This window comes from Tardiphaga sp. 172_B4_N1_3 (assembly GCF_052076035.1).
In the GTDB taxonomy this organism is placed as follows: Bacteria; Pseudomonadota; Alphaproteobacteria; order Rhizobiales; family Xanthobacteraceae; genus Tardiphaga; species Tardiphaga robiniae.
In genome coordinates, this window is sequence record NZ_CP197238.1 from 5618912 (window position 1) to 5640288 (window position 21377).

Sequence of the window (21377 nt, forward strand, 5' to 3'; positions counted from 1 at the left end):
CACGACAGCAGGCATGTCGTCCGGGAACGGAGGGGACGATGAGAATCTTCAGCATATGCTGTGTTCGGGACGAGAACGACATCGTCGGCGAAACGCTCGAGAGCGCGTTGCGCTGGAGCGACAGGATCTTCGTCTTCGACAACGGAAGCACGGATGGTACGTGGGCGACGATCCAGCAACTATCCCGGAAAAATCGACAGATCGTCTTGGTCGGACGCGACGACCGTCCATTCGCGGACGAGCTGCGTGGCGAGATATTCGAGTGCTATCGATCCGTCGCCACGCCCGGGGACTGGTGGTGCAGGCTCGATGGCGATGAAATCTATATCGACAATCCCCGGAGCTTCCTGGCTGACCTGCCAGGCCGGTTCGGATTCGTCTTCTCGGCAACCTGCAATTACTACTTCACGGATGTTGATCTCGATGCCTATGAAGAAAGCCCGCAGGAATGGCTTGATCGTCCCGTCAGCGAGCGATTGAAATTCTACCAGAACAATTGGAGCGAGCCGCGCTTCGTGCGTCATCGTCGTGATTTGATCTGGAACGGGTTGATCTGGCCTGACAATCGCGGGCTCACCTCGCCGTCACGAATTCGTCTCAAACACTTTCCATATCGTTCACCCTCTCAAATCATGCGGCGCCTGGCCATTCGGCAAACGCAGCCGACGATCTTCAAGCACGAAGCCAACAAGTCACTGACGGTACCCACCGCCGCGCGGAAGGATTGGTCGGCTCAGTACTTCAAGGATGTCTCTTGCGAGACTGCAAGCTGGCAGGACCGGGTAAGAAAGGCAGCCGACTGCGACGAGGAAACGGGCGATGGCGCCTTCGTCATCCGTGACGAATTGATGCCACAGCTGCCGTCGCCGGCAATCGACCTTCTAAAGGTTGGTTTGCAACGGACGCCCCTGGGTCGGTCGATCGCCGCCCCGATTCTGAAATGGCGCCGCAGTCACTGACACGCTACGCCCGCAAGTTCGCGGTCGCCTGATCGACCCGTTTGGCAGCACTATTGACGGTAATCAAATCGGACAGCGCCAGATGAAATAGGAGTCGGGGTGATCGTCGCCGCGTCGATGCGCAAGCGGACGGGAAAGGTCGGATGCGTTGCAGAAGTTGACGATCGCCACACAGTTTCCGCCAGGCAGCTTTCCGGCAGCGTCGGCTAGCGCCAACAATTTCTTCCTGGTGACGGGCATCGGTCTGGTCACCATGAACGTTCTGACTTTCGGCTATCATGCGATAGGTGCGACCGTCCTTAACGGGGTCAGCAATGCATGTAGCCTGTTTCTGGTTGGGTGCTCGATCTACTTTATTCTTACCTCGTATGCGGACAATAGCTTTCACAAGGCTCTTACAGTATCTGCCAGCGTGTTTGCCGGCCTGAGCTACCTGGCGAACAGCTCGACAGCAAGCATTCCCGATACGTTGAAATACGTTTCCATCTACACCTTCTATCTGGCGGGGCAGACCGCTCCCGGAGACATCGGGAAGGGCGAGAAACGGTGCATCTATGTTCTCGGTGTCTTGCCGATTTTGTTCATGCTGACCAGCACCACGAAGATCTATGTTGGGCGCGAATATCCCGACGTGCTTTCCTATTTCCCCAACACCAATACCGCAGCGCTCTATTTCTCGGCGTTGCTCTTCGCTTTCTCCCCATGGCTGGGAAACAAGGTCCTCATTCTGCAGTTCATGAATGCCATATTGATGAATCGCGTTGGGCCGGCGCTTGCAACCATCGTGTCCATCGGTATGTGGTCCGTGTTCCCGCTGCGGAAGGAAGTCGTGATTGCCTTTGTCATCATCGGGACCGGAGGGATGTGCGCCTACGCGGTGGGCGCGCTCGATCGTTTGATGACGGGTCTCGACAGCATCGCGTTGATCTGGAGTCTCAGTCCGAGCACGGTCGCGCAGATGTCGTACAAGGACCTGGTTGTCATGACAGGGACGACCGACTTATCGGCGTTCTTTCGCGTGATTCACTGGTCCGACATCTGGGACCTTTATACATCTCAGGGGCTAGGCGTCATTCTGTTCGGGTTCGGATCAGGGCAGACAGGTCTTATCACCAACGCAGCGATGCCGCCGCACAATGACTATCTCCGGATACTGGCGGAATACGGCCTGTTCAGTGGCGCCATCTTCGTCGTGTTCGTTGCAACTATCCTGGCATCGCTCAAGGAGCAGGCGCCGCGCATTCTGTTCACGGTTTTGCTGATCTATTTCATATCAGAGAATCTCGTCGATAATTTTACGTCGATGGCGCTGTTTTTCTCATATGCGGGGCGATGCACTGCCAAACGGGTTGCTCGCAAACCCACGCCATATATGCGCGCCGGTGCGTGGAGATGACGGTTGTTCTGCACCGCAGTTTTGGAGGCCAGGGATCGCCGGTCGATTGTCTTCTCTGATCGGCCCTATCAACGGAAATCTTGAAGCTGCAGAAAGCATGATGCGTTTCATGCGGGATGAATCCGGTTAATTCGGATGAGGCGCGAGGTCTGTGATGGACGTTTCATTTCGTCAGGTGGTGAAGCAGAATACGTTGGGGCAGAGTGAGGGGGCCCCCGTTGGCGTGCCGAGGAGCTACAACTGGTTCAAGGGGTGGAATAACGACGGCAAAAAAATTCCTCCGGCGGATTTCACCGCCGTCGAAGGATGGGGGCAAGTCTATCAGAGGATTGGCGCCGATCCGTATTCAAGTCCGACGTCGTCCATCGAAGTCGCAAATGCCAAGACGTATGTCCGCCTGAAGGGCGGCGGCTGGATGTTGGTGCAGGACCAATCGAAATCGCAGATCGTCGGCGGTCATTTCGTGTCAAGTTTCCAGAACAATGCCGGCCACCCCATGACGACGGTGCCACGAGATGGCGGCGTCATCAGTTTCAGCCCGCCGGCCAGCGACTACAATGATCATTTCTGGTTCGGCTCGCGCGGTATCTACGTCGCTGGCTCGATCGATGCCGTGTATGTCCAGATGGATATTCGGGTCACGGATGACAAGCTTGATCTGATCGCCATGGTCGGGGCGGATTGGTGGCGCGACGGGCGTGCACCATATCTGCAGGACCACAGCAATAATCCAGGCGCCGGAAGCAGCAACTGGATCAAGCTCTCCACCGGGTGGTCCACGCTTGGATTTTACTCGTCGACCGCGGTGAAGCTGCATGCCGACCCGCCACCGCCGCTGATCGTATCCGCACGTGATACCCCAGGGGCTGTGTCCAGGGATGCCACTCTGTCGATGAGTCCAGCAATCGTGTCGTTCTCGCCGGATACAGGACCAATAGGTGACGGCGTGACGTCGGCAAATGTCTTGACGTTGGTTGGTCGTGCAATTCCCGGCAACGTCGTCAGAGTCTTCGATGGCGATCGACAGATCGGGCTGGCAACGGCGAATGACAACGGGGTCTGGAATTTTCAGACGGGGCGCTTGAAGGTTGGGAAACACAGTTTCGTTGTCAAAGAGGAAGAGAGCCAGAATGGTCCCGAGGTTGCCTCGACTCCAATGACGGTGAAGATAGACGTGGCGCGACCATCTCGGCCGCTGTCGTTGTCGATCCCCGATCGCACACCCCTGGTCAAAGGTTCATTCGAGGTCGGCGCGTTCGAAACGAGGGCAGATACGGTGCGGGCCCATCATCTCGATGCAAGGTTGATGTTCGACGTGATGTCCAGCGTATCACTGATGCTGTTGCTCATATTGGCAGGCGCGAACGTGAAGCGGAGATCCCGGGCGTAGTGGTGTAGTCGCGAGGATCGTGACCATTTGTGGTCGTCTACTTTGCGCCGGGAGTTGACTGCTATCAAATTCAGGCCGAAGCGACGGCCTAGCCTCAGTTCAGTTCGCAGCCGATATCCGAGCGGATGTCGCCAGTGCTGAGTGAATGATACAGGAGAGGCGCATGAAGGTCGTAATTCTCGCAGGCGGCTATGGAACCAGACTGAGCGAGCATACGTCTGTCGTTCCCAAGCCATTGGTCGAAATTGGCGGCCGGCCCATCCTCTGGCACATCATGAAGCTTTATGCGCATCACGGCTTGAACGAGTTCGTGATCTGCTGTGGCTACAAGGGCCATGTCATCAAGGATTACTTCCTGAACTATCTGCCGCATCAGGGCGATTTCACCGTCGACCTTCAGCGCAACCAGATCGAGACCCATCGTAATACGTCGGAGCCGTGGAAGGTGACGCTCGTCGACACCGGCGAGAAAACCATGACCGGTGGCCGTCTGAAACGCGTCAGGGATTATCTCGGCGACTCCACATTCTGCATGACTTATGGCGACGGTGTGAGCGATGTGAATGTGCAGGAGCTCGTCCGATTCCACCACCAACAAGGCGCTCTCGCCACGGTGACTGCTGTCCAGCAGCCAGGTCGCTTCGGCTCGATCAATCTATCGTCCGATAGGCCGCGTGCAGCGCACTTCCGTGAAAAGGACATGCAGGATGGGCATGTGATCAATGGTGGTTTTTTTGTCGTCGAGCCGCAGGCGCTCAATATGATCGACAATGACAGCATCAGCTGGGAAAACGAGCCGCTCGCACGATTGATCGAACAGGATCAGCTCGCGGTCTATCGGCATCGCGGCTACTGGCAGAACATGGATACGCTGCGCGATAAGGCGGTCCTGCAGGACCAGTGGGACAGCGGCAAGCCGCCATGGTGTGTGTGGGACCAGAAGCCGGCGTTGCCGGCCAATAGCGGCCGGATTGCCGAGCCGCTCTCCATTCACCAGCCAAGCATCTGAGGTAGCGGTATGCGTGTACTTTATACGGGAGCGGACGGCTACATCGGTGCAGTCCTTGGCCCGAAATTGTTGAGTTACGGTCACGATGCCACGGGGATCGACACTGGGCTATATCGTCGCGGTTGGCTGTTCGATGACGGCTGCACGCGCCCGATGGTGATCTCCAAGGACACGCGGCAGCTATCTGTCGCGGACCTCACGGGGATCGACGCTGTCGTTCATCTGGCGGAACTGTCCAATGACCCGCTTGGTGAAAACGATCCCGGGATGACGATGGAAATTAACTATGAAGGCTCCGTCGCGTTTGCGCGAAAATGCAAGGCGGCTGGGGTAGGGCGGTTCATCTACGCATCGTCATGCAGCATTTACGGGGCGTCCGGCGGCGAGATGAAGTCCGAGACTTCGCCGGTAGATCCCCGGACGGCATATGCCCGATGCAAGGTGCTTGTGGAGCATGACGTCAAGGCGATGACGGATGATCGGTTTACGCCCGTCTTCCTGCGCAACGCGACGGCTTTTGGTGCGTCGCCGCGGCAACGGTTCGATTTGGTGCTCAATAACCTGTCTGGCTATGCGTTCACGACCGGGACCATTCGCGTGATGAGCGACGGAACGCCGCTCCGCCCGTTGGTTCACATCGACGATATCTGCCAGGCAATTGTGCTTGCACTAGAGGCTCCACGAGAAGCCGTCGCTGGCGAAGCGTTCAATGTCGGTGACGAGAGCCAGAACTATGCTGTGCGTGATATTGCACAGATCGTCAAAGAGACATTTCCGGATGCCGTACTGACATTCGGTGCAGCGGGGGCCGATGATCGGAGCTACAGCGTATCATTCGCCAAGATCAAGGAGCGGATACCGAGCTTCGCCTGCAAGTGGGACGCTCGATCCGGCGCTGCGCAGCTAAAAAGTGTCTTTGAGCGCATTCAGCTCAACGAGACGATGTTCACTGCGACCCCGTTCACGCGATTGGCCGAACTGCGACATCTTCGAGATACCGAGCAGCTGGATCTTCGATTGCTCTGGACGCCCATGACGAACATGGCACCTGTAGGTGCTGTCATATAGCAGGCTATCAATTCGGCCAGGGGTGAACCATGGTTGGCCAATAGCGCACTACGATTTCCGGGTGGCCGACGGTGCGTCGAGCGGCGTTCATATCACCATGGGAACGGGTGAGTTGACAAATCTAAAATTGGCGGTAGTTTTTGTGCGCTGCACATTATTCTATCATCATTTTTTGAGTTCGTAGAAATTGACTGTCTAATAGAACAATACATTCGGTATTTGGGGGTCGAGTCGTGTCTGTGATCTTAGTGATCGATCAGCACAGCGTCTATCGAAACGGCCTCCGCGATGTCATTGAGGCAAGCCTGACCCCTTCAAGAGTTGTTGAGGCGTCGAGATTCGAACGATTTGAAGCGGCTGATTGCTATGATCTGATTTTGGTGGATGTTGGAAGCCTCAATTATCGCTCACTCGATGCACTGACTCAGGTCTGCGAGCGCAGGCCGGCAACGCGTGTTGCCGTGATGTCCACGTCCAACGTGCGGACTGATGTGCTCGGGTGCCTCTCTGCCGGTTTTCACGGTTTCATCTACAAACTCCAATCCGACAGCGAGCTGCTGACGGCGATCGGCGACCTTCTCTCGGGGCGCATCTATGTACCTCGTTGGCTTGCGGATGGAGACCCTGACGCGGCTTCGGATCAACCGTCGGTTAATCTGAGCATCGAAAATCTGCGTTTGACCCGACGACAGAACGAAGTGCTTCCCCTCCTTGCTCAAGGTATGTCGAACAAGGAGATAGCTCGTGAGCTGAGCATCGCCGAAGGGACGAGCAAGATCCACACAGCTGCCCTGCTGCGTGCTTTAGGAGCTCGTAATCGAACCGAGGCGGCTTTCATGGCCGCCAAGCTTGTCGGTCTGGCACGAGGCGCTTCAGGCCGAAACTCCGGTTCGCGTTTTCTCGTGGACGGAAACGACAGTGCCAGGACGCGATTGCGCTACCCGGCTTAGCCAAAGATGCGATCTACGTTAGTGATCCGCGGTGTCCAAGCAAGTGGCTTCGCCAGATCCAATTGTAAATCGCAGGGCCGCTGAAGCCCCTTGTCGCGTGCTGGCGTGGCCGACTGCCTGCGTGAAACCGCGCGAAGCGTTTCGAGCGCCATGAAGAACTGACCAGCCCGCCGCATCTCGGTGGAGCGGAACGCTTCCCATTGCAGTCCATTCGTCTTCATCGCGGCTGACCTTACCATCGCAGATGGTTGCTTGCTTCGATTCCCCTGTCATCACGCCCGACGCGTGCAGCTTGTCGCGTGCTCGATGAACCGGTCTGGAGCCTCGCTGGCGTGAGCGGAGGCGTACGAAGAGTGTGGGTGATCTGACGTCCGAAGTAAAAAGGAGAGGATATCGTCACTCTCATGCTGACAATGTGTGCGGATTTCGACAGACTACACATCGCAATCGGACAGTCAGAGCTTTGCTGAAATGAACTGCGCAAAGACGCTGAAAAAGGCAAATATGCGCTTCTTTTGCCTCTCTTGACTGCAATATGTGAGCGATAGAGTTAGTAGACTAGTCCACATCGCTTAGCCGAAGCCACACCAAGTCGTAACACGGAAGCTAGAGTTTTATTAAGTTTGGCGTCATGTCACCTTGATTGCGTTCAGCGTAAGGGGATTTGACCGATGCCGTTAGACATGGTTTCCCGTTCCTACAGCCCTCAGCCCGCTATCGGCGTATTTTTGCCACCTAGTAGACCTGTGCTAGGGCGCGTACCGTCCCCGATCGTCATTCCGCGAGGACGGGCACTCTTCTGGGAAGGTGACGAGCAAAATCAGAAGATCGAAATTGTGGAGGGGGTCGTCCGGGCAGTACGCCTGTTGCCGGACGGAAATCGGCAGGTCTTGGCATTCTACTGGCCAGGCGACGTCGTCATGCCAACGCGGCAATCCTGTCAGCAGTTCACCGCCGAGGCCGTCACGGACTGCCGGGTGATCCGGTCCTCGGTTGCCAATGTCTGTCAGGCAGGGGCACCCTGTGGCACACATCAGGTACTCGAGGAGACGCTTTCGCTGGCGCTTACCATGAGCCAGCGCACATGCGTTGCGCGCGTTGCGTGGTTCTTGCTCCGCATCCAGCCAAACCTTCGCGAAGATCCCAAGCGGCCATCGGCACTGCGTCTGCTGTTGCCCAGAGCCGATATCGCGGACCACGTTGGTACATCACTTGAGACGGTCTGCCGTACGCTTGCGCAGTTCAGAGCGAAGAAACTGATTGATCTGCCCAATCGGAAAACGATCAAATATCTTGATCGCGAAGGGCTGATGCGGGTGGCGAGCACGCGCACTCAACGCTGAGAAACATCAGGAGGAATAGTTAGCGAGGCGAGATCATGTCGAAAAGAGTAGGGAAGGATAGCAAGTTATCTGCGGGTGCGTTTCACGAGCACATCGGCATTCCGAAGTCTCTGGATATCGTCTCGCCCATCGTTGCGCTTCTTGATCTCGCATGGATAGCCGGTCTCGCGCTCGTGACGGGAGCGGTCTATGACGCCCAGCTTGTCGCAAATATAGGCGAGATCAAAGGCGCGTTGGGCTCGGGATGCGCCGTTGCGATCGTTTACTCGGCACTCGCGCATGCCATGAAGCTGTACCGGTCACCGGGGCTGCTCCAAGTCCGTTGGCAGGTTGGTTGCTCCATCCTGACCTGGTCGGCGACCTTTGCGTGTCTCGCGGGATTGGTCTTTCTGTTGAAGAGCGGTGCGACATTTTCGAGGGGCTGGGTCGTTATCTATTTGACCAGCGGGGTCGTCGTCACGGCGACGATGCGGGTGCTGGTGGCAGCAGCGTGCGTCCATGTTATCAGGTCTCGGTGGCTGCGGCCAAACAGGGTGGTGCTTGTCGGCCTGGACGACGAGCTGTTGGACAATGAGGCGCTGCACCAGCTCGACGGTTCCGGGCATGAAGTCGTTGCCGCGATGACGTTGACTGTTGGCGCGGATCGCCTGTTCGATGATGTATCCCTCAAGGAAAGTATGCGGGATCTGATCCGCATTGTTCGTCAATCTGACGTCGAGGAAGTCATCATTGCGATGCCTTGGGATCTACTTGAGGCCGTCGCTCAGATTGAACAAGAACTGAGGGTGTTGCCGATCCCGATCAGGCTCGTGGCTGACAGCAAGTTTGTTCGTCTGATTGACAGCCCCGTCGTGGAATTCGGCATGGCCAAGGCGGTGCAGTTGCAGCGCGCACCGCTGACCAAGGCACAGCTCATCCTCAAACAACTCATGGATCAGGTGCTTGCCGCGATGGCGCTCGTCGTGTTGTTTCCCGTTTTCGTAATCGTTGGTATCGCGATCTGGTGGGAAACGCCTGGAGAGCCTCTGTTTCTGCAGAAGCGTATGGGGTTCAACGGCAGGCCGTTTAGCATCTACAAGTTCAGGACAATGCGGGGGAGCGACGATGGTCCGGTCGTTGTCCAGGCTACAAAGAACGACCGACGAGTTACCCAGATTGGGGCTCTATTGCGCAAGCTCAGCATTGATGAGGTGCCGCAACTTATCAATGTGCTACGCGGCGAAATGTCGTTGGTCGGGCCGCGCCCGCACGCGCTCGCACATGATAGCGAATATGCCAAACTGATTTCGACGTATGCTATGCGGCACAAGATCAAGCCCGGTATCACGGGTTGGGCCCAGGTTAACGGGTTCCGAGGCGAGACTCCCCAGATCGAAATGATGCAGCAGCGTGTCGAGAGTGATCTCTGGTATATCGAGTCTTGGTCGATCTGGCTCGACATCCGGATTCTGGCGTTGACTGTGATCAGGGTCTTGAAGACCGATAACGTCTACTAGTCAGCATCATCTCCACGTGACGTGTTTCGGCGTGCCTGTCAGGGCACGCCGGCGCCAGAGTGCCACGCGTTAGCGTCTCGGCTATCAGTGGATGAGTGTATCGCGGCGATACAGTGATCTGTACGGGCTATGCCTGAACGTCGAGCCTCGTGATTATCAGCGTGGCTCGTATCCCCGACAGGAGCGCCTTTCGATGTCATTGCGGGAGCATATCTGCGCGGGCTGGTGCCAAGACAGCCCGGCCGGGCGGCCGTGTCCTTGCGTGGCAACAGACGCTCGAGGTCGATATCTCGCCAGGCCGGGTTGTCAGACGGGTAAGCTGCGCAGCTGGGCTCCCTGACGGGTCACAAGGGACTTGCGCGGGGCTCGCCCACTCTTGGCGTTGGTGTGGATGATCGGCGCCATAACGGCCTTGCTTGCTCGATCTCCGTTTCGGGTGAAGACCGGGCGCACCGACGGCCCTTCGAGATAGTGGTCGATGCCGTTCTCAAGCGCGTTCCGATAGACCGCCAATGCACGATCGATAGCGTCGATCGTCCGATTGATGTCGTCGTTGGTGTGGGAGTAGGATGTCACCAAAGAGGGCGCGAGGATGCCGGCTCGGGCGACCTCCTGCATGAGTAATGTACGGAAGGGCTGTGACGGGGAGCCATTGGCGTCGAGGCTCAAATAGACCAGGTTGGACGAGCGGCCCTCCAGCTTGAAGTGGCTGCTGAGGCCGTGCCGGGCCGCTGCAGACTGCACTCCCGTCTTCAGGCGGTCGCCCAGCCTTTCCAACTCTTCTATAACCGGCTCGTCACGATAGATCTTCATAACCGCAATGGCGGCAGCGAGAGCGTGGGTCTCGGCCCCGTGAGTCGTCGAGAGCAGGAATACGCGCCGGGCACCATGGTTGCGGCTGCCAAGCGTCATGATATCGCGTTTTCCTGCCAAAGCGGAGATCGCAAAGCCGTTTCCGAGCGCTTTGCCAAATGTGGAGAGATCCGGCGTCACACCAAAATGCCGTTGTGCGGAGCAGGTCGGCCATCGAAAGCCGGTGATCATCTCGTCGAAGATCAGCAGTGCGCCATTGCGCGTGCACAGATCGCGAAGGCCCGTCAGGAATCCGGGGGCGGGAGGTTCATTCTTCTCTGGCTCGAGAATAAGCGCGGCGATGCGATTTGGCCGGGATGCAAACAGCCGTTTTGCCGAGGCGAGATCGTTATATTTGAACGTCTGTGTCAGCGACTTCGTGTTGTTCGGGATGCCAGCATCCATCGTCGTCTTCCCGATTGCCCAATCGTCATACGAGAAGAATGGATGGTCCGAACAGAGCGCGATGGTGTCGCGACCGGTGAACGCGCGTGCCAGCCGAATGGCAGCGGACGTGGCTGTCGAGCCGTCCTTGGTGAACTTGACCATGTCGGCGCTCGCGACGAACCCCAGGAAGCTCTCGGCACATTCGACTTCGAGAGGGGAAGGTCGGGTGAAATTTGAGCCCCGCCCGAGCTCGCGCGCAGCGGCCGCGACGACTGAAGGATAAGCGTGGCCAAGTCCAACCGCACGTAATCCCATGCCGTATTCGATGTACTCACGTCCATCGATGCCCCACACGTGGCAACCTTGGCCATGCGTAATGAAGCCTGGCGCAGATGCCGGGAATTGATCGTCGCCCTTTGCGTAAGTATGCGCTCCGCCCGGGATTAGCGCATGTGCTCTGGACCGTAGTGAAGCGGGAGCATCGGCCCCGCTTTCAGCTATGCCATCTGGACAAGAAATATACGTCATTTGAACGCCCCCGAGGGAGAGAATTAAAAAAACCTAAAAAGGCATCAAGTTAAGCCCTTAGACTGACGCTGTCGGCGCACGCGAAATATGAGATTCGTCAAATTTCATGCTGCTGGTGACGTTGTGTGACGGACGGGCGTGGCAACCGATCTGGTGAGAAGGAATCGGCGTCCGCGCGTGATACATCAAATCTCTTACGCTGAGGCGTTGCGTTATTGAGCGTCGTCATGTCTTGAGCACGGCCGACACTAGGATGCATTGGATTCCTGGTCGTTCATGGATGACATGATATGGACAATTCAAATGCGCCGTCTTTTCTCAGCGAAGCAACTGGTGTCTCAAACACCAAACGTGGGATTGGCTGGCCCGCGATTGTCGTTGCGCTGGCTGCAGTCTCGACGATCGTCTGGACTTTTGCGTTATTCCGGACCGCCGCCCAGATCTTGCAGTTTGCAGTCTCGTAGGTTCGCCTACGCCTGCCATAGCGCAATGCCGCGCACGGAGATGCGGCTGCGTGCCAATTGGCCCGCTGCGATGCGCTTATGTAAACGTATGGTGCGCCGTAAGCGATATGGTGCGCGCAGATGATCGTCTCCGAGACAGCTCTGGCCGGCGCCTTTATCGTCGATGTCGATAGGTTTGCGGATCACCGAGGCTATTTCTCGCGGATTCTCTGCGTGCAGGCATTCTCCCGTCAAGGTATTGATCTGGCCACCATCCAAGCAAATGTCAGCTACAATCGTAAGCAGGGCACCCTGCGTGGAATGCACTTTCAGTATCCTCCGGCTGCAGAGGATAAATATGTTCGATGCATTCGAGGATCGGTATTCGACGTGATCGTCGACCTGAGACCGGAATCGCCGACATGGTTGAAGCATGTCGGCATTGAGCTGTCAGCCGAGAACGGTCGTGGCCTCTATGTGCCAAAGCGATTTGCCCATGGTTTCGTCACCCTCACCGATCACACAGAGCTTCTATACTTTATGGGAGGAGCTCACACGACAGGTGCCGAAGGCGGTCTGAGGTTCGATGATCCCGCGCTGGCCATCGCATGGCCACCCGTGCAGGTGCTCTCTGAGAGAGACACGATGTGGCGAAGCCTCTCCGAAACGTCGGAAGAGCTCCGCTCGCGCATGACATCTTCTGTCGATGTGTTGTCCTAGTCGCTTCCCTTCGGACCAGATCTCGTTAAACACCCGCGTCTGTCAGACGTCCCGAGAACGTCGCTAAAAGTTGCGGAGCGGAAACTTGACCGGTGTCAAGTGAGCTAGCGCGAGGCTCCCTAATTCTGGAATGCATCTCAATCGACGCATTTGCGCATTAGGAGTTGTCCATGCTGAACCACGAAGTGATCTCGACATCGATCGGTGCTGTCGCCAGTGGGGCGCATGCAAGCGATTCCTGCTGTAGGTTCTGCAGCGCGCCGCTCGAACATACGTTTCTCGATCTCGGAATGTCGCCGCTCGCCAACTCGTATTTGAAAAACGACGCTGCCAGAGCCGATGAAAAATTCTTTCCGTTGCGAGCGTTCGTCTGTAGCGAATGCCTTCTCGTGCAATTGGAGGAATGGGAAACGCCGGAGAATATCTTCGGTGACTATGCCTATTTTTCGTCCTACAGCGATTCCTGGCTGCTGCATGCGAAAGGCTATGTCGAAGCCATGATTGCGCGCTTCGACCTAAACGCCGACAAGAACGTCGTCGAGATCGCCAGCAATGATGGCTATCTCCTGCAGTATTTCGCCGAGCATGAAATACCGGTCCTTGGTGTCGAGCCGGCCCAGAATGTGGCGGCTGTGGCTCGCGCACGCGGCATTCCGACCCGGGTAGATTTCTTCGGGGAAAAGACCGCTCGAACGATGCGGCGAGAGGGGCTGCGTGCCAGCCACATGGTGGCCAATAACGTTCTGGCCCACGTGCCCAACCTGAACGATTTCGTCGGCGGAATTAGTATTCTTCTGGACGACGAGGGCGTTGCGACCCTTGAATTTCCACACCTGATGCGCCTGTTCGACGAGTGCCAGATTGATACGATCTATCACGAGCACTTCTCATACTTCTCGTTTTTGACTGTCCAGAAGGTGTTCGCCGCGCATGGCCTGACCCTGTTCGACGTCGAAGAGATCCCGACGCATGGCGGATCGTTGCGCATTTATGCGCAGCACGACGAATGCGGTATTCACCCCGTCTCCGACCGGGTCGCCGCCCTGCGCGCGAAGGAGACAGAAGCCGGCTTCGGGGATTTGAAGCACTATATGTCTTTCGAGGAGCGCGCGCTCGAAACCAAGCACCAGCTGACCGAGTTCCTGGTCGCTGCCAAGCGGGATGGAAAAATTGTCGTCGGATATGGTGCGCCCGCCAAGGGTAATACGCTTCTGAACTACTGCAACGTCACGTCGGGGTTGATCGAATATACCGTGGATCGTAACCCGCACAAGCAAGGTCACCTTCTTCCCGGAACGCATATTCCGATCTACGAGCCCGAGCGGATCGGAGTGACGAAGCCGGATTACATCCTTATTTTGCCCTGGAATCTTCAGAAGGAGGTCGTGGATCAACTGGATTTCGCGCGCAGCTGGGGCGCAAAGTTCATTGTGCCCATCCCGCATCCGGTCGTGATCGCCTAGGCCGCGACGACTTCGGATTCTTGGAAGAGGTGGGTCAAATGCACGATGTGGTTCGCAAGGTCGTCTCCGGCAGGCTTGAGAATATGTTCGAGGCGGATGACCTGTCTTCCGATCTCAGCGGCCGTGCGATGCATCATCTGGTTTCGGAGTTGTTTCCGATCTGCAGGAGCATCACGGGTAACGGCCTCCGGCAGACTTTGCGGAAAATTCAAGACTATATCCCGCTGACAACTTGCGAGGTGCCGTCCGGTCTGAAGGTGTTCGACTGGACGATACCTGCGGAATGGAATATCCGCGATGCCTATATCAAGAGTAGCGCGGGAGATCGTATCGTCGACCTCCGCGCAAGCAATCTGCATGTGGTCAGTTACAGCGTGCCGGTTCACGTCAGGCTCAGTCTCGCTGAACTGAAGAAATATCTCTTCAGCGATCCCGATCATCCGGATTGTGTGCCGTACAGGACATCTTATTATTCGCCCACTTGGGGATTCTGCGTCGCTCATAACCAGTTGGTTTCGCTGCAAGAGGACGAATACGAAGTTTGCATCGACTCCGTTCTGGAACCGGGCCATCTGACCTATGGTCAATTGCGTCTGGCAGGCAATTCCGCAGATGAGGTGCTCATCTCGTGTCACATCTGCCATCCGTCGCTCGCCAACGACAATCTTTCGGGAATCGCAGTCGCGGCGGCACTGGCGCAGTATCTGCGAAACCGGGACCTGCGCTATTCCTACCGGTTTCTGTTCGTGCCGGGCACGATCGGCTCGATCGCCTGGCTGGCCCTGAATCAGGCCGCGATTGGCAGTATCAAGCATGGATTTGTGCTGACTTGCGTGGGCGATGCCGGTGCGCCGACCTATAAGCGCAGCCGCCGCGGCGAAGCCGAGATCGATCGCGCCTGGGTCTATACACTGCAGCAGAGTGGGGATCCGTTCACCGTCGTGCCATTCTCGCCATTCGGTTATGACGAGCGGCAGTATTGTTCGCCCGGGATCAATCTTTCTGTTGGTTGCTTCATGCGGACCCCGCACGGAAAGTTTCCGGAATACCATACGTCCGCCGACAACGTGTCGTTCGTGAAGCCCGCAGCCTTGCGGGACTCGTTGGACAGGGCAATTGCGACTATTGACGTGATCGAGAACAACGTCACTTACGTCAATCAGAAGCCAATGGGAGAGCCGAAACTCGGCGACTATGGGCTGTATAGCGGGATCGGCGGAACATCCGCCGACGATTACCAGATGGCACTGCTTTGGCTGCTCAATATGTCCGATGGCACTGCATCGCTGCTCGACATTGCCGAGCGATCGGGCCTGCCATGGGATATTCTCAAGCAGGCTGCGGTGGCGCTGACATCGGCAGATCTGCTGATGCGACAATAGGGCAACTCGCCCCGCAAAATATCTCAATCCGAGATATCCCGATCGCCGACCCGATTAGGCGTTTGATACATTGTCTGTCGCTATCGCTCGCGCAGGCTCTCATGCTGATAACGTACCAGCGGTGACAGGATGTAGCTGATCATGCTCCGCGATCCTGTCTTGATCTCCACCGTGACAGCCATGCCCGCCGACAGCGGAATGGCCTTGTTGTCGATCTGCATCTCCGTTCGGTCGATGGATACACGTGCGGAATACACCAGTTCTTGTCCGGCCGGCTCACTGCTGGACGCTGTGGTCGACAACGACGGCTCGCTTCCCTGAGCCGGTGGCTTGCTGCGCGGGATGGCATCTTTCGAGATGCTGAGGATATGGCCGTTCAAAAGCCCATACCTTGAATAGGTGAACGTATCGACTTTGATGGTGGCCTCTTGTCCCGGCGCGATGAAGCCGATGTCCCGGTTTGAGATCGTCGCCTCGATCTCGAGCCGGCTATCTGCTGGTACGATCAGCATCAATGACTGGGCCGGCGTGACCACGCCGCCAACGGTATGGATCGCAAGTTGCTGGACCGTTCCGTCGATAGGCGCGGTCAATGTCTGCAACGACGTTCGGCGTTCCGCCTTGATGACATCCTGCGACAAGCCGGCCACTTTCTGCTCGGCTTTCGCGAGATCCTCGAACAAGGCCCTCTCGTGCTCCGCGACGGTTCTCGTGCGCATCTCGACAAGGACTGTAATTGCCGCTTCCGCCTCCGCATGGCGGCTGTCGAGCACTGAGAGCTCCTTTTGCTGGCCGACCAGATCCTGCAACTCGGTCAAGTAGGATAGCTTGGAGCCGAGGCCCTTCTGGAATAGCTGCTCGCGGATTTCGACCCGCTGCTGCAGCGGGCCGATCACGGACCTCAGCTTCTCGCTGAGCGCTTTCGATGTCGTTCGCTCGGCCTCCTTCTGGGTGATCTGGCTGTTGATGGAGGCGAGCTTGGCGCCCTGCTCGGCGATCTGGCTGGTCAGATAACGGCGATGCATCTCGATAAGGGACTGCGGCGCATTGTCGGGTGGCGAGAAGGCAGCCAGGATGTCCGGCTTCCGGCTGAGAGCGGCCGTCAGTCTGGCGACATCAAGCCGGGAGCCCAGCAGGTCACTCTTTAGGCGCTCGAGCTCGGCGCCGCTCATGGTCGCATCGAGCGAGACAAGCACGTCGCCGCTTTTGACCGCCTGCCCGTCGGTGACGTTGATCGCCCGAACCACCCCGGCCTCGAGCGGCTGGATCGATTTGGTTCGACCATTCGGGATGAACTTGCCGGGTGCAGTGGCGACGATGTCGATGGTGCCGATCGAAGCCCATATGACCCCGAAGGTAAAAACGCCGACGATGGAGAACAGGATAGTGCGGCCGATGGGAGAGGGCGGCGTTTCGACGATCTCCAGTGCCGCCGGCAGAAAGCTGAGTTCGTCGGTCGTCAAGGACTTGTCCCGCTGCGCGAGGCGGCTGATGGCGCCGCCGACTTTCTGCGCACGTCCGGACAGCGCGAGGACGCCCCGGTTCATGCCTGTCGGCTCGCCCGGTTCGCGCGCCGCCGCCCGCGAACGCAACGTGCGCAGCCATGCCATGAATTGTTGACGATTGTGGCCTAGGGCGGCGAACAACCATTCAAAGCGGGATGGCTGCGTAGGGGCCGGCAGCGTGTCAGGGGCGCCGATAAGGACGATGCGGTTGTCCCACATCTCGTTGAATTCGGCGCGGCCTATCACGGTTGGTCGCGATTGCTCGGTGTGGAGAACGACGGCCTTGTCGCCCTCGACCCCGCCGAGAATCGCAAAGCCGCCACGTCGGAGCGGAGCAATGGCCGGGAGGTGATATTCGGCGAGGTCTGACCAGGTCGCCCGGATACAACGGGCGGAGAAGCCGGCGTGCCTGGCGTATTGCAGGATACCATCGACATCGACCGGGCCGCCGCTAACGGTCGCCGGTACATTCATCGCGACCTGCTCCGCGCCGCGCAGACGGAACACCATACGCAAGGCAAATAGCCCCGGATCGCTGGCGATGCGGAGCGCGCTGGCCCTTGCTTCGATCACGCGATATGGCCTGTCATCTGGAAGGCTCCACTTGAGCTAGCTGTCGGATGTTATGGGCTTCGCTGGAAGCCGGCCTGCAGATGATGCAGTTTGGCGTAGCGTCCATTGGCTTTGATGAGTTCGTCATGTGATCCATCTTCGACGATGCGGCCATTCTCGACCGTGAGGATGCGATCCGCCATTCTCAGCGAGGACAGGCGGTGAGCAATGATGATGACGGTACGGCCGCGGGCGATCTGGGCCATGTGATTTTGCACGACCCGTTCGCTTTCATAGTCAAGCGCGCTGGTGGCTTCGTCAAAGATCAGAATGCGGGGGTCGGTAACCAAAGCCCGCGCAATTGCAATGCGTTGGCGCTGTCCGCCTGACAGGGTACTGCCGCGTTCGCCGACCGTGGTGTCATAGCCGCCCGGCAGCTGCAGAATGAAGTCGTGGGCGCCAGCGAGTGAAGCGGCTTCGATTACTTTGTCTGGCGGCGTTGCGGGATCGACCAGGGCGATATTGTCCCGAATGGAGCCGCCGAGTAGGATGCTGTCCTGTGGGACGACACCGATCTGGCGGCGCAGCCAAGCGGGGTCGATTTGCGCTATATCGATACCGTCGACGAGCACGCGTCCGGCCTCGGGGACGTAGAGGCGCTGCACCAGTTTAGCCAGGGTGCTCTTGCCGGATCCCGAGGGCCCAACGATGCCGACTACCTGCCCCGCAGGACAGCTGAAGGACACATCGAAGAGAATGCCGGGGCCATCGATCCGATAACGGAACGAGACGTGCTCGAACGCCACGTCGCCCCTGATAGTCGCCAGCGACATTCTGTTCGAGCCGAAGGTCGGTTCGGGCACCGCATTCAGGATATCGCCCAGCCGCGAGATCGACAGCCGGGTTTGCTGGAAGTCCTGCCAGACCTGGGCAAGGCGCAGAATCGGAGCGTTGACGCGGCCGGCCAGGAGGTTGAACGCCACGAGCTCACCAACAGTCAATGAGCCGTCGATCACCAATTTCGCACCGAAATAAAGGACCATGGCGCTGACGACCTTGCTGACGAACTGGACCGACTGACTGGCGTAATTGCCGAGAGTCAGGACGCGGAAGCTGGACGCCACGTAGCCGGCGAGCTGCTCTTCCCAGCGACGCTGCATCTGCGGCTCAACGGCCATGGACTTCAGCATCTCGATCGCGGTCACGCTTTCGACTAGAAAAGCCTGATTTTCGGCGCCTCGCTGAAATTTCTCGTCCAGTCGTTGCTGGAAAAGCGGCGTAGCGATGGCAGATATCGCGATATAGACCGGAAAAGCAGCGATCACGATCCAGGCCAGGAGTGATGAATAGGCAAAAAGGACTGCGATGAAGATCAGGGTGAAAAAGAGATCGATCGCGATCGCCAATGACGAGCTGGTCAGGAAGGTTCGGATTGTTTCTAGCTCCCTGACCCGCGCGACCGAGTCGCCGACCCGCCTGGCCTGGAAGTAGCCGATGGGGAGCGCAAGCAGGTGACGGAACAGGCGGGCGCCGAGCTCCACATCGATGCGATTTGCCGTGTGAGACAGAAGATAGGTGCGCAGGATCGCAAGGATCGTCTCAAACAACGCAATCGCCAGGAGGCCGACGACGAGAACGTCGAGCGTGCTCATTCCGCGCTGAACCAGCACCTTATCGACGACAACCTGGAAAAACAGCGGCGAGACCAGCGCGAAGACCTGCAGAAAGAAGGACGCCAACAGCACTTCGCCGAGCATACTCCGATACTTGTAGATCGCAGCGATGAACCAGGCGATATCAAATCGCCGGGATAGGTCCGACAGCGATGCGCGCTTCGTCATCAGTACGAGCGAGCCTTCCCATATATCGGATAGTTCAGCGCGGGACATCACCCTCGGTTGGGTGCTGCCCGGCTCGAGCACAATAAGCTGCACGCCCTCGGCTTTGCCGAAAAGCATGAACTTGCCGTTCTTCAAGACAGCGATTGCCGGCATCGGGATTTTCGAAAGACGCGTCCAGTTACTGCGAATGACACGTGCCTTCAGGCCCAGCTCCTTCGCACAGCGTAGCATTTCGACCACGCCGATCGATTTTTTTCCGAACTGATGGCGAATGCGCTCCGGGTCAATGCTCAACCCCTGAAACCGAAGCATCATGACAAGGGCAATTAGTCCCTCATCGAGTGGCGTGTCGGATTGGATGCCTTCACGCATCGTTCACTCGTTGTTGCAAAACGCCCGTCAGGCTGACGATGCTGAACAATTTTCTGTCGCTCGTGACGATCGTGTCCTGCGAGTGACAGAGATGGACGGGCGATCCCGACAATCGCCGAGGGATCGACTGATCCGCAGCATAAACCATGACGTGATCGGGATTTGACCGCCGTCAATATCACGCGTGGACCTCCGCCTACAGTCCATGAGGTGTCGATGCATCTCGACGTCGGACAATGCGAGAAGGCGGGTAAGTGAATGCTGTTCAATCGAGCGCCAATTGCCGCCATCACAAGGATCTCCACGTCACGGAAGCGAGATCTTGAGCGGGAGCGCGGGCAATGATCACGTCGTCGCTCGACCGCAGTGCGGACGCAGCGCGGTCGGACGCGGCACAGCGCCGGCTGTCCGTCATGCGTGCGCAAGATTTCACATCAGATCTATCTGCCAGCATCGGCGCGATCAGATCAGGCCGGTCGACCGATGCGGTCAGAAAGGTTCTGTTTGCGAACAAATTCATGTTTCGGAACGGTGGCTCCGAAGCGGTGATGTTCGATGAGATGGCGTGGCTCAAGCAGCGCGATCTGGACATCGTCGACTTTTCGATGCGCGATCCGCGCAATCTTCCGTCGCGTTTCGATCCATATTTCGTCTCCGGGAAGAACTACCGCGCGGGATCGCGCATCAGCAAGCTCAAGTCGGTGGCCTCGTTGATACGCTCAAAGGAGGCTGTCGACAGCATCGCAAGGCTCATTCGCGACGAGAGACCGGATATTCTCCATTGCCACAATATCTATCACCAACTGACGCCGTCCATCATCAACACCGCTGTCAAGCTTCGGACACCAGTCGTTCTGACGTTGCATGACTATAAGCCGATCTGCCCCGTCTATACCCAACTCTCCAACGGCGCAGTCTGCAGCAGCTGCAATGATGGAAAATTCGAAGCGCTGTTGCAGAAGCGATGCGCAGATGGATCGCTGGGCAAGAGCGCGCTGCTATGGGCGGAAGCGCGTTATCATTCCCTGGCGGGAAGCTATCACAATGTCAGCAAATTCATCGCGCCGAGCTGCTTTATGCGCGACGCAGTCGCCCGCCGCTTCGGTGACGACAAAGTAGTTCATATCCCCAATGGAATAGATGCATCCCTGATCGAACCGTCAAAGCAGGACGGCGGATATGTTCTCTATCTTGGCCGGCTGTCCGCAGAAAAGGGTGTCTCGACGCTGTTGAAAGCGCACGCCGCCGAAGGAGGGGCGTGGCGACTGATCGTGGCGGGAACGGGACCGCTGCTGACCGAATTACAGGCGGGCTATCCGGCCGCCGAATTTCCGGGGCATCTCAGCGGAGCCGATCTGGCGGATGTTATCCGCAAGGCATCGATGGTGGTCGTGCCGTCGGAGTGGAACGAGAACAGCCCGGTTTCGATCCTTGAGGCGATGGCTTACGGCAAGCCGGTCGTCGCTTCACGCATCGGCGGGATTCCTGAACTGGTCCGGCACGGCCAAACCGGATTGCTGTTCACCCCCAAGGATCACGCGCAGCTGGGTATCACCATACGCGCGCTGTTGACCAATGCCGAGCGTCGCGCACGCCTCGGCGCGGAAGCCCGGCGGATGGTCGAAAAGTACCATTCCCTGGAAGCGCACGGCGCAGCTTTGCTGACGCTGTATCAATCCGTTGCATCCCAATTCGGCAGACAGAGTAAGGCTGGACTGTAA

Annotated in this window: 16 protein-coding genes; 12 read left to right on the forward strand and 4 right to left on the reverse strand. The window is 57.8% G+C overall.

Annotation, left to right across the window (positions count from 1 at the left end):
- Positions 1 to 38 precede the first annotated feature (38 nt).
- From AB7783_RS26535 to AB7783_RS26560, 6 genes are all read left to right on the forward strand, one after another.
- On the forward strand, positions 39 to 959 hold the full coding sequence (locus tag AB7783_RS26535; protein ID WP_441279235.1) for a glycosyltransferase family 2 protein: 921 nt from the start codon (positions 39 to 41) through the stop codon (positions 957 to 959).
- A gap of 148 nt (positions 960 to 1107) precedes the next feature.
- A complete protein-coding gene (locus AB7783_RS26540; protein WP_441279236.1) occupies positions 1108 to 2355 on the forward strand; it encodes an O-antigen ligase family protein in 1248 nt (415 codons plus the stop codon).
- Between the two features lie 154 nt (positions 2356 to 2509).
- Complete coding sequence (locus tag AB7783_RS26545) at positions 2510 to 3745, forward strand: Ig-like domain-containing protein (protein WP_441279237.1); 1236 nt, start codon at positions 2510 to 2512, stop codon at positions 3743 to 3745.
- A 163-nt stretch (positions 3746 to 3908) separates the two neighbouring features.
- Entirely contained in the window at positions 3909 to 4754 is an 846-nt protein-coding gene (rfbF, locus tag AB7783_RS26550) for a glucose-1-phosphate cytidylyltransferase (RefSeq protein WP_441279238.1), read from the forward strand.
- Positions 4755 to 4763: 9 nt separating this feature from the next.
- Positions 4764 to 5822, forward strand: a complete 1059-nt coding sequence (locus AB7783_RS26555) for an NAD-dependent epimerase/dehydratase family protein (RefSeq protein ID WP_441279239.1) — start codon at positions 4764 to 4766, stop codon at positions 5820 to 5822.
- 233 nt (positions 5823 to 6055) lie between these two features.
- The gene (locus tag AB7783_RS26560) at positions 6056 to 6772 is read left to right on the forward strand and encodes a LuxR C-terminal-related transcriptional regulator (RefSeq protein WP_441279240.1); all 717 of its coding nucleotides are present in this window, start codon (positions 6056 to 6058) and stop codon (positions 6770 to 6772) included.
- On the opposite strand, the gene AB7783_RS26565 is transcribed toward AB7783_RS26560, so the two are convergent.
- A complete protein-coding gene (locus AB7783_RS26565; protein ID WP_441279241.1) occupies positions 6769 to 6993 on the reverse strand; it encodes a hypothetical protein in 225 nt (74 codons plus the stop codon). The two genes, AB7783_RS26560 and AB7783_RS26565, sit on opposite strands and share 4 nt — an antisense overlap.
- A 450-nt stretch (positions 6994 to 7443) precedes the next feature.
- On the opposite strand from AB7783_RS26565, the gene AB7783_RS26570 reads away from it, so the two are divergent.
- Positions 7444 to 8115, forward strand: coding sequence for a Crp/Fnr family transcriptional regulator (locus AB7783_RS26570; protein ID WP_441279242.1), 672 nt, complete (start codon positions 7444 to 7446; stop codon positions 8113 to 8115).
- Positions 8116 to 8150: 35 nt separating this feature from the next.
- Positions 8151 to 9611, forward strand: coding sequence for an undecaprenyl-phosphate glucose phosphotransferase (locus AB7783_RS26575; RefSeq protein WP_441279243.1), 1461 nt, complete (start codon positions 8151 to 8153; stop codon positions 9609 to 9611).
- Positions 9612 to 9917: 306 nt separating this feature from the next.
- On the opposite strand, the gene AB7783_RS26580 is transcribed toward AB7783_RS26575, so the two are convergent.
- Complete coding sequence (locus AB7783_RS26580) at positions 9918 to 11378, reverse strand: glutamate-1-semialdehyde 2,1-aminomutase (protein WP_441279244.1); 1461 nt, start codon at positions 11376 to 11378, stop codon at positions 9918 to 9920.
- 584 nt (positions 11379 to 11962) lie between these two features.
- Between AB7783_RS26580 and rfbC the strand changes: the two genes are divergently transcribed.
- The 3 genes from rfbC (at position 11963) to AB7783_RS26595 (ending at position 15386) form a co-directional block, all read left to right on the forward strand.
- Positions 11963 to 12541, forward strand: a complete 579-nt coding sequence (rfbC, locus tag AB7783_RS26585; RefSeq protein WP_441279245.1) for a dTDP-4-dehydrorhamnose 3,5-epimerase — start codon at positions 11963 to 11965, stop codon at positions 12539 to 12541.
- Between the two features lie 173 nt (positions 12542 to 12714).
- The gene (locus tag AB7783_RS26590; RefSeq protein ID WP_441279766.1) at positions 12715 to 14004 is read left to right on the forward strand and encodes a methyltransferase domain-containing protein; all 1290 of its coding nucleotides are present in this window, start codon (positions 12715 to 12717) and stop codon (positions 14002 to 14004) included.
- Positions 14005 to 14087: 83 nt separating this feature from the next.
- Positions 14088 to 15386 (forward strand): DUF4910 domain-containing protein, encoded by a 1299-nt coding sequence (locus AB7783_RS26595; RefSeq protein ID WP_441279767.1) that lies wholly within the window; start codon positions 14088 to 14090, stop codon positions 15384 to 15386.
- An 80-nt stretch (positions 15387 to 15466) separates the two neighbouring features.
- Here the strand turns inward: AB7783_RS26595 and AB7783_RS26600 are convergent, their stop codons facing one another.
- Complete coding sequence (locus tag AB7783_RS26600) at positions 15467 to 17401, reverse strand: HlyD family type I secretion periplasmic adaptor subunit (protein ID WP_441279768.1); 1935 nt, start codon at positions 17399 to 17401, stop codon at positions 15467 to 15469.
- Between the two features lie 113 nt (positions 17402 to 17514).
- Positions 17515 to 19656, reverse strand: coding sequence for a type I secretion system permease/ATPase (locus tag AB7783_RS26605; protein ID WP_441279246.1), 2142 nt, complete (start codon positions 19654 to 19656; stop codon positions 17515 to 17517).
- Between the two features lie 518 nt (positions 19657 to 20174).
- Between AB7783_RS26605 and AB7783_RS26610 the strand changes: the two genes are divergently transcribed.
- A complete protein-coding gene (locus AB7783_RS26610; RefSeq protein WP_441279769.1) occupies positions 20175 to 21377 on the forward strand; it encodes a glycosyltransferase family 4 protein in 1203 nt (400 codons plus the stop codon).

Bases quoted from the DNA above. Each gene is read 5' to 3' on its own strand.
- rfbC (WP_441279245.1), top strand. From the start codon at position 11,963: ATGATCGTCTCCGAGACAGCTCTGGCCGGCGCCTTTATCGTCGATGTC.
- AB7783_RS26595 (WP_441279767.1), top strand. From the start codon at position 14,088: ATGTTCGAGGCGGATGACCTGTCTTCCGATCTCAGCGGCCGTGCGATG.
- AB7783_RS26605 (WP_441279246.1), bottom strand. From the start codon at position 19,656: ATGCGTGAAGGCATCCAATCCGACACGCCACTCGATGAGGGACTAATT.
- AB7783_RS26555 (WP_441279239.1), top strand. From the start codon at position 4,764: ATGCGTGTACTTTATACGGGAGCGGACGGCTACATCGGTGCAGTCCTT.
- AB7783_RS26575 (WP_441279243.1), top strand. From the start codon at position 8,151: ATGTCGAAAAGAGTAGGGAAGGATAGCAAGTTATCTGCGGGTGCGTTT.
- AB7783_RS26535 (WP_441279235.1), top strand. From the start codon at position 39: ATGAGAATCTTCAGCATATGCTGTGTTCGGGACGAGAACGACATCGTC.
- AB7783_RS26580 (WP_441279244.1), bottom strand. From the start codon at position 11,378: ATGACGTATATTTCTTGTCCAGATGGCATAGCTGAAAGCGGGGCCGAT.
- AB7783_RS26610 (WP_441279769.1), top strand. From the start codon at position 20,175: ATGTTTCGGAACGGTGGCTCCGAAGCGGTGATGTTCGATGAGATGGCG.
- AB7783_RS26570 (WP_441279242.1), top strand. From the start codon at position 7,444: ATGCCGTTAGACATGGTTTCCCGTTCCTACAGCCCTCAGCCCGCTATC.
- AB7783_RS26600 (WP_441279768.1), bottom strand. From the start codon at position 17,401: ATGGTGTTCCGTCTGCGCGGCGCGGAGCAGGTCGCGATGAATGTACCG.
- AB7783_RS26545 (WP_441279237.1), top strand. From the start codon at position 2,510: ATGGACGTTTCATTTCGTCAGGTGGTGAAGCAGAATACGTTGGGGCAG.
- AB7783_RS26565 (WP_441279241.1), bottom strand. From the start codon at position 6,993: ATGAAGACGAATGGACTGCAATGGGAAGCGTTCCGCTCCACCGAGATG.
- rfbF (WP_441279238.1), top strand. From the start codon at position 3,909: ATGAAGGTCGTAATTCTCGCAGGCGGCTATGGAACCAGACTGAGCGAG.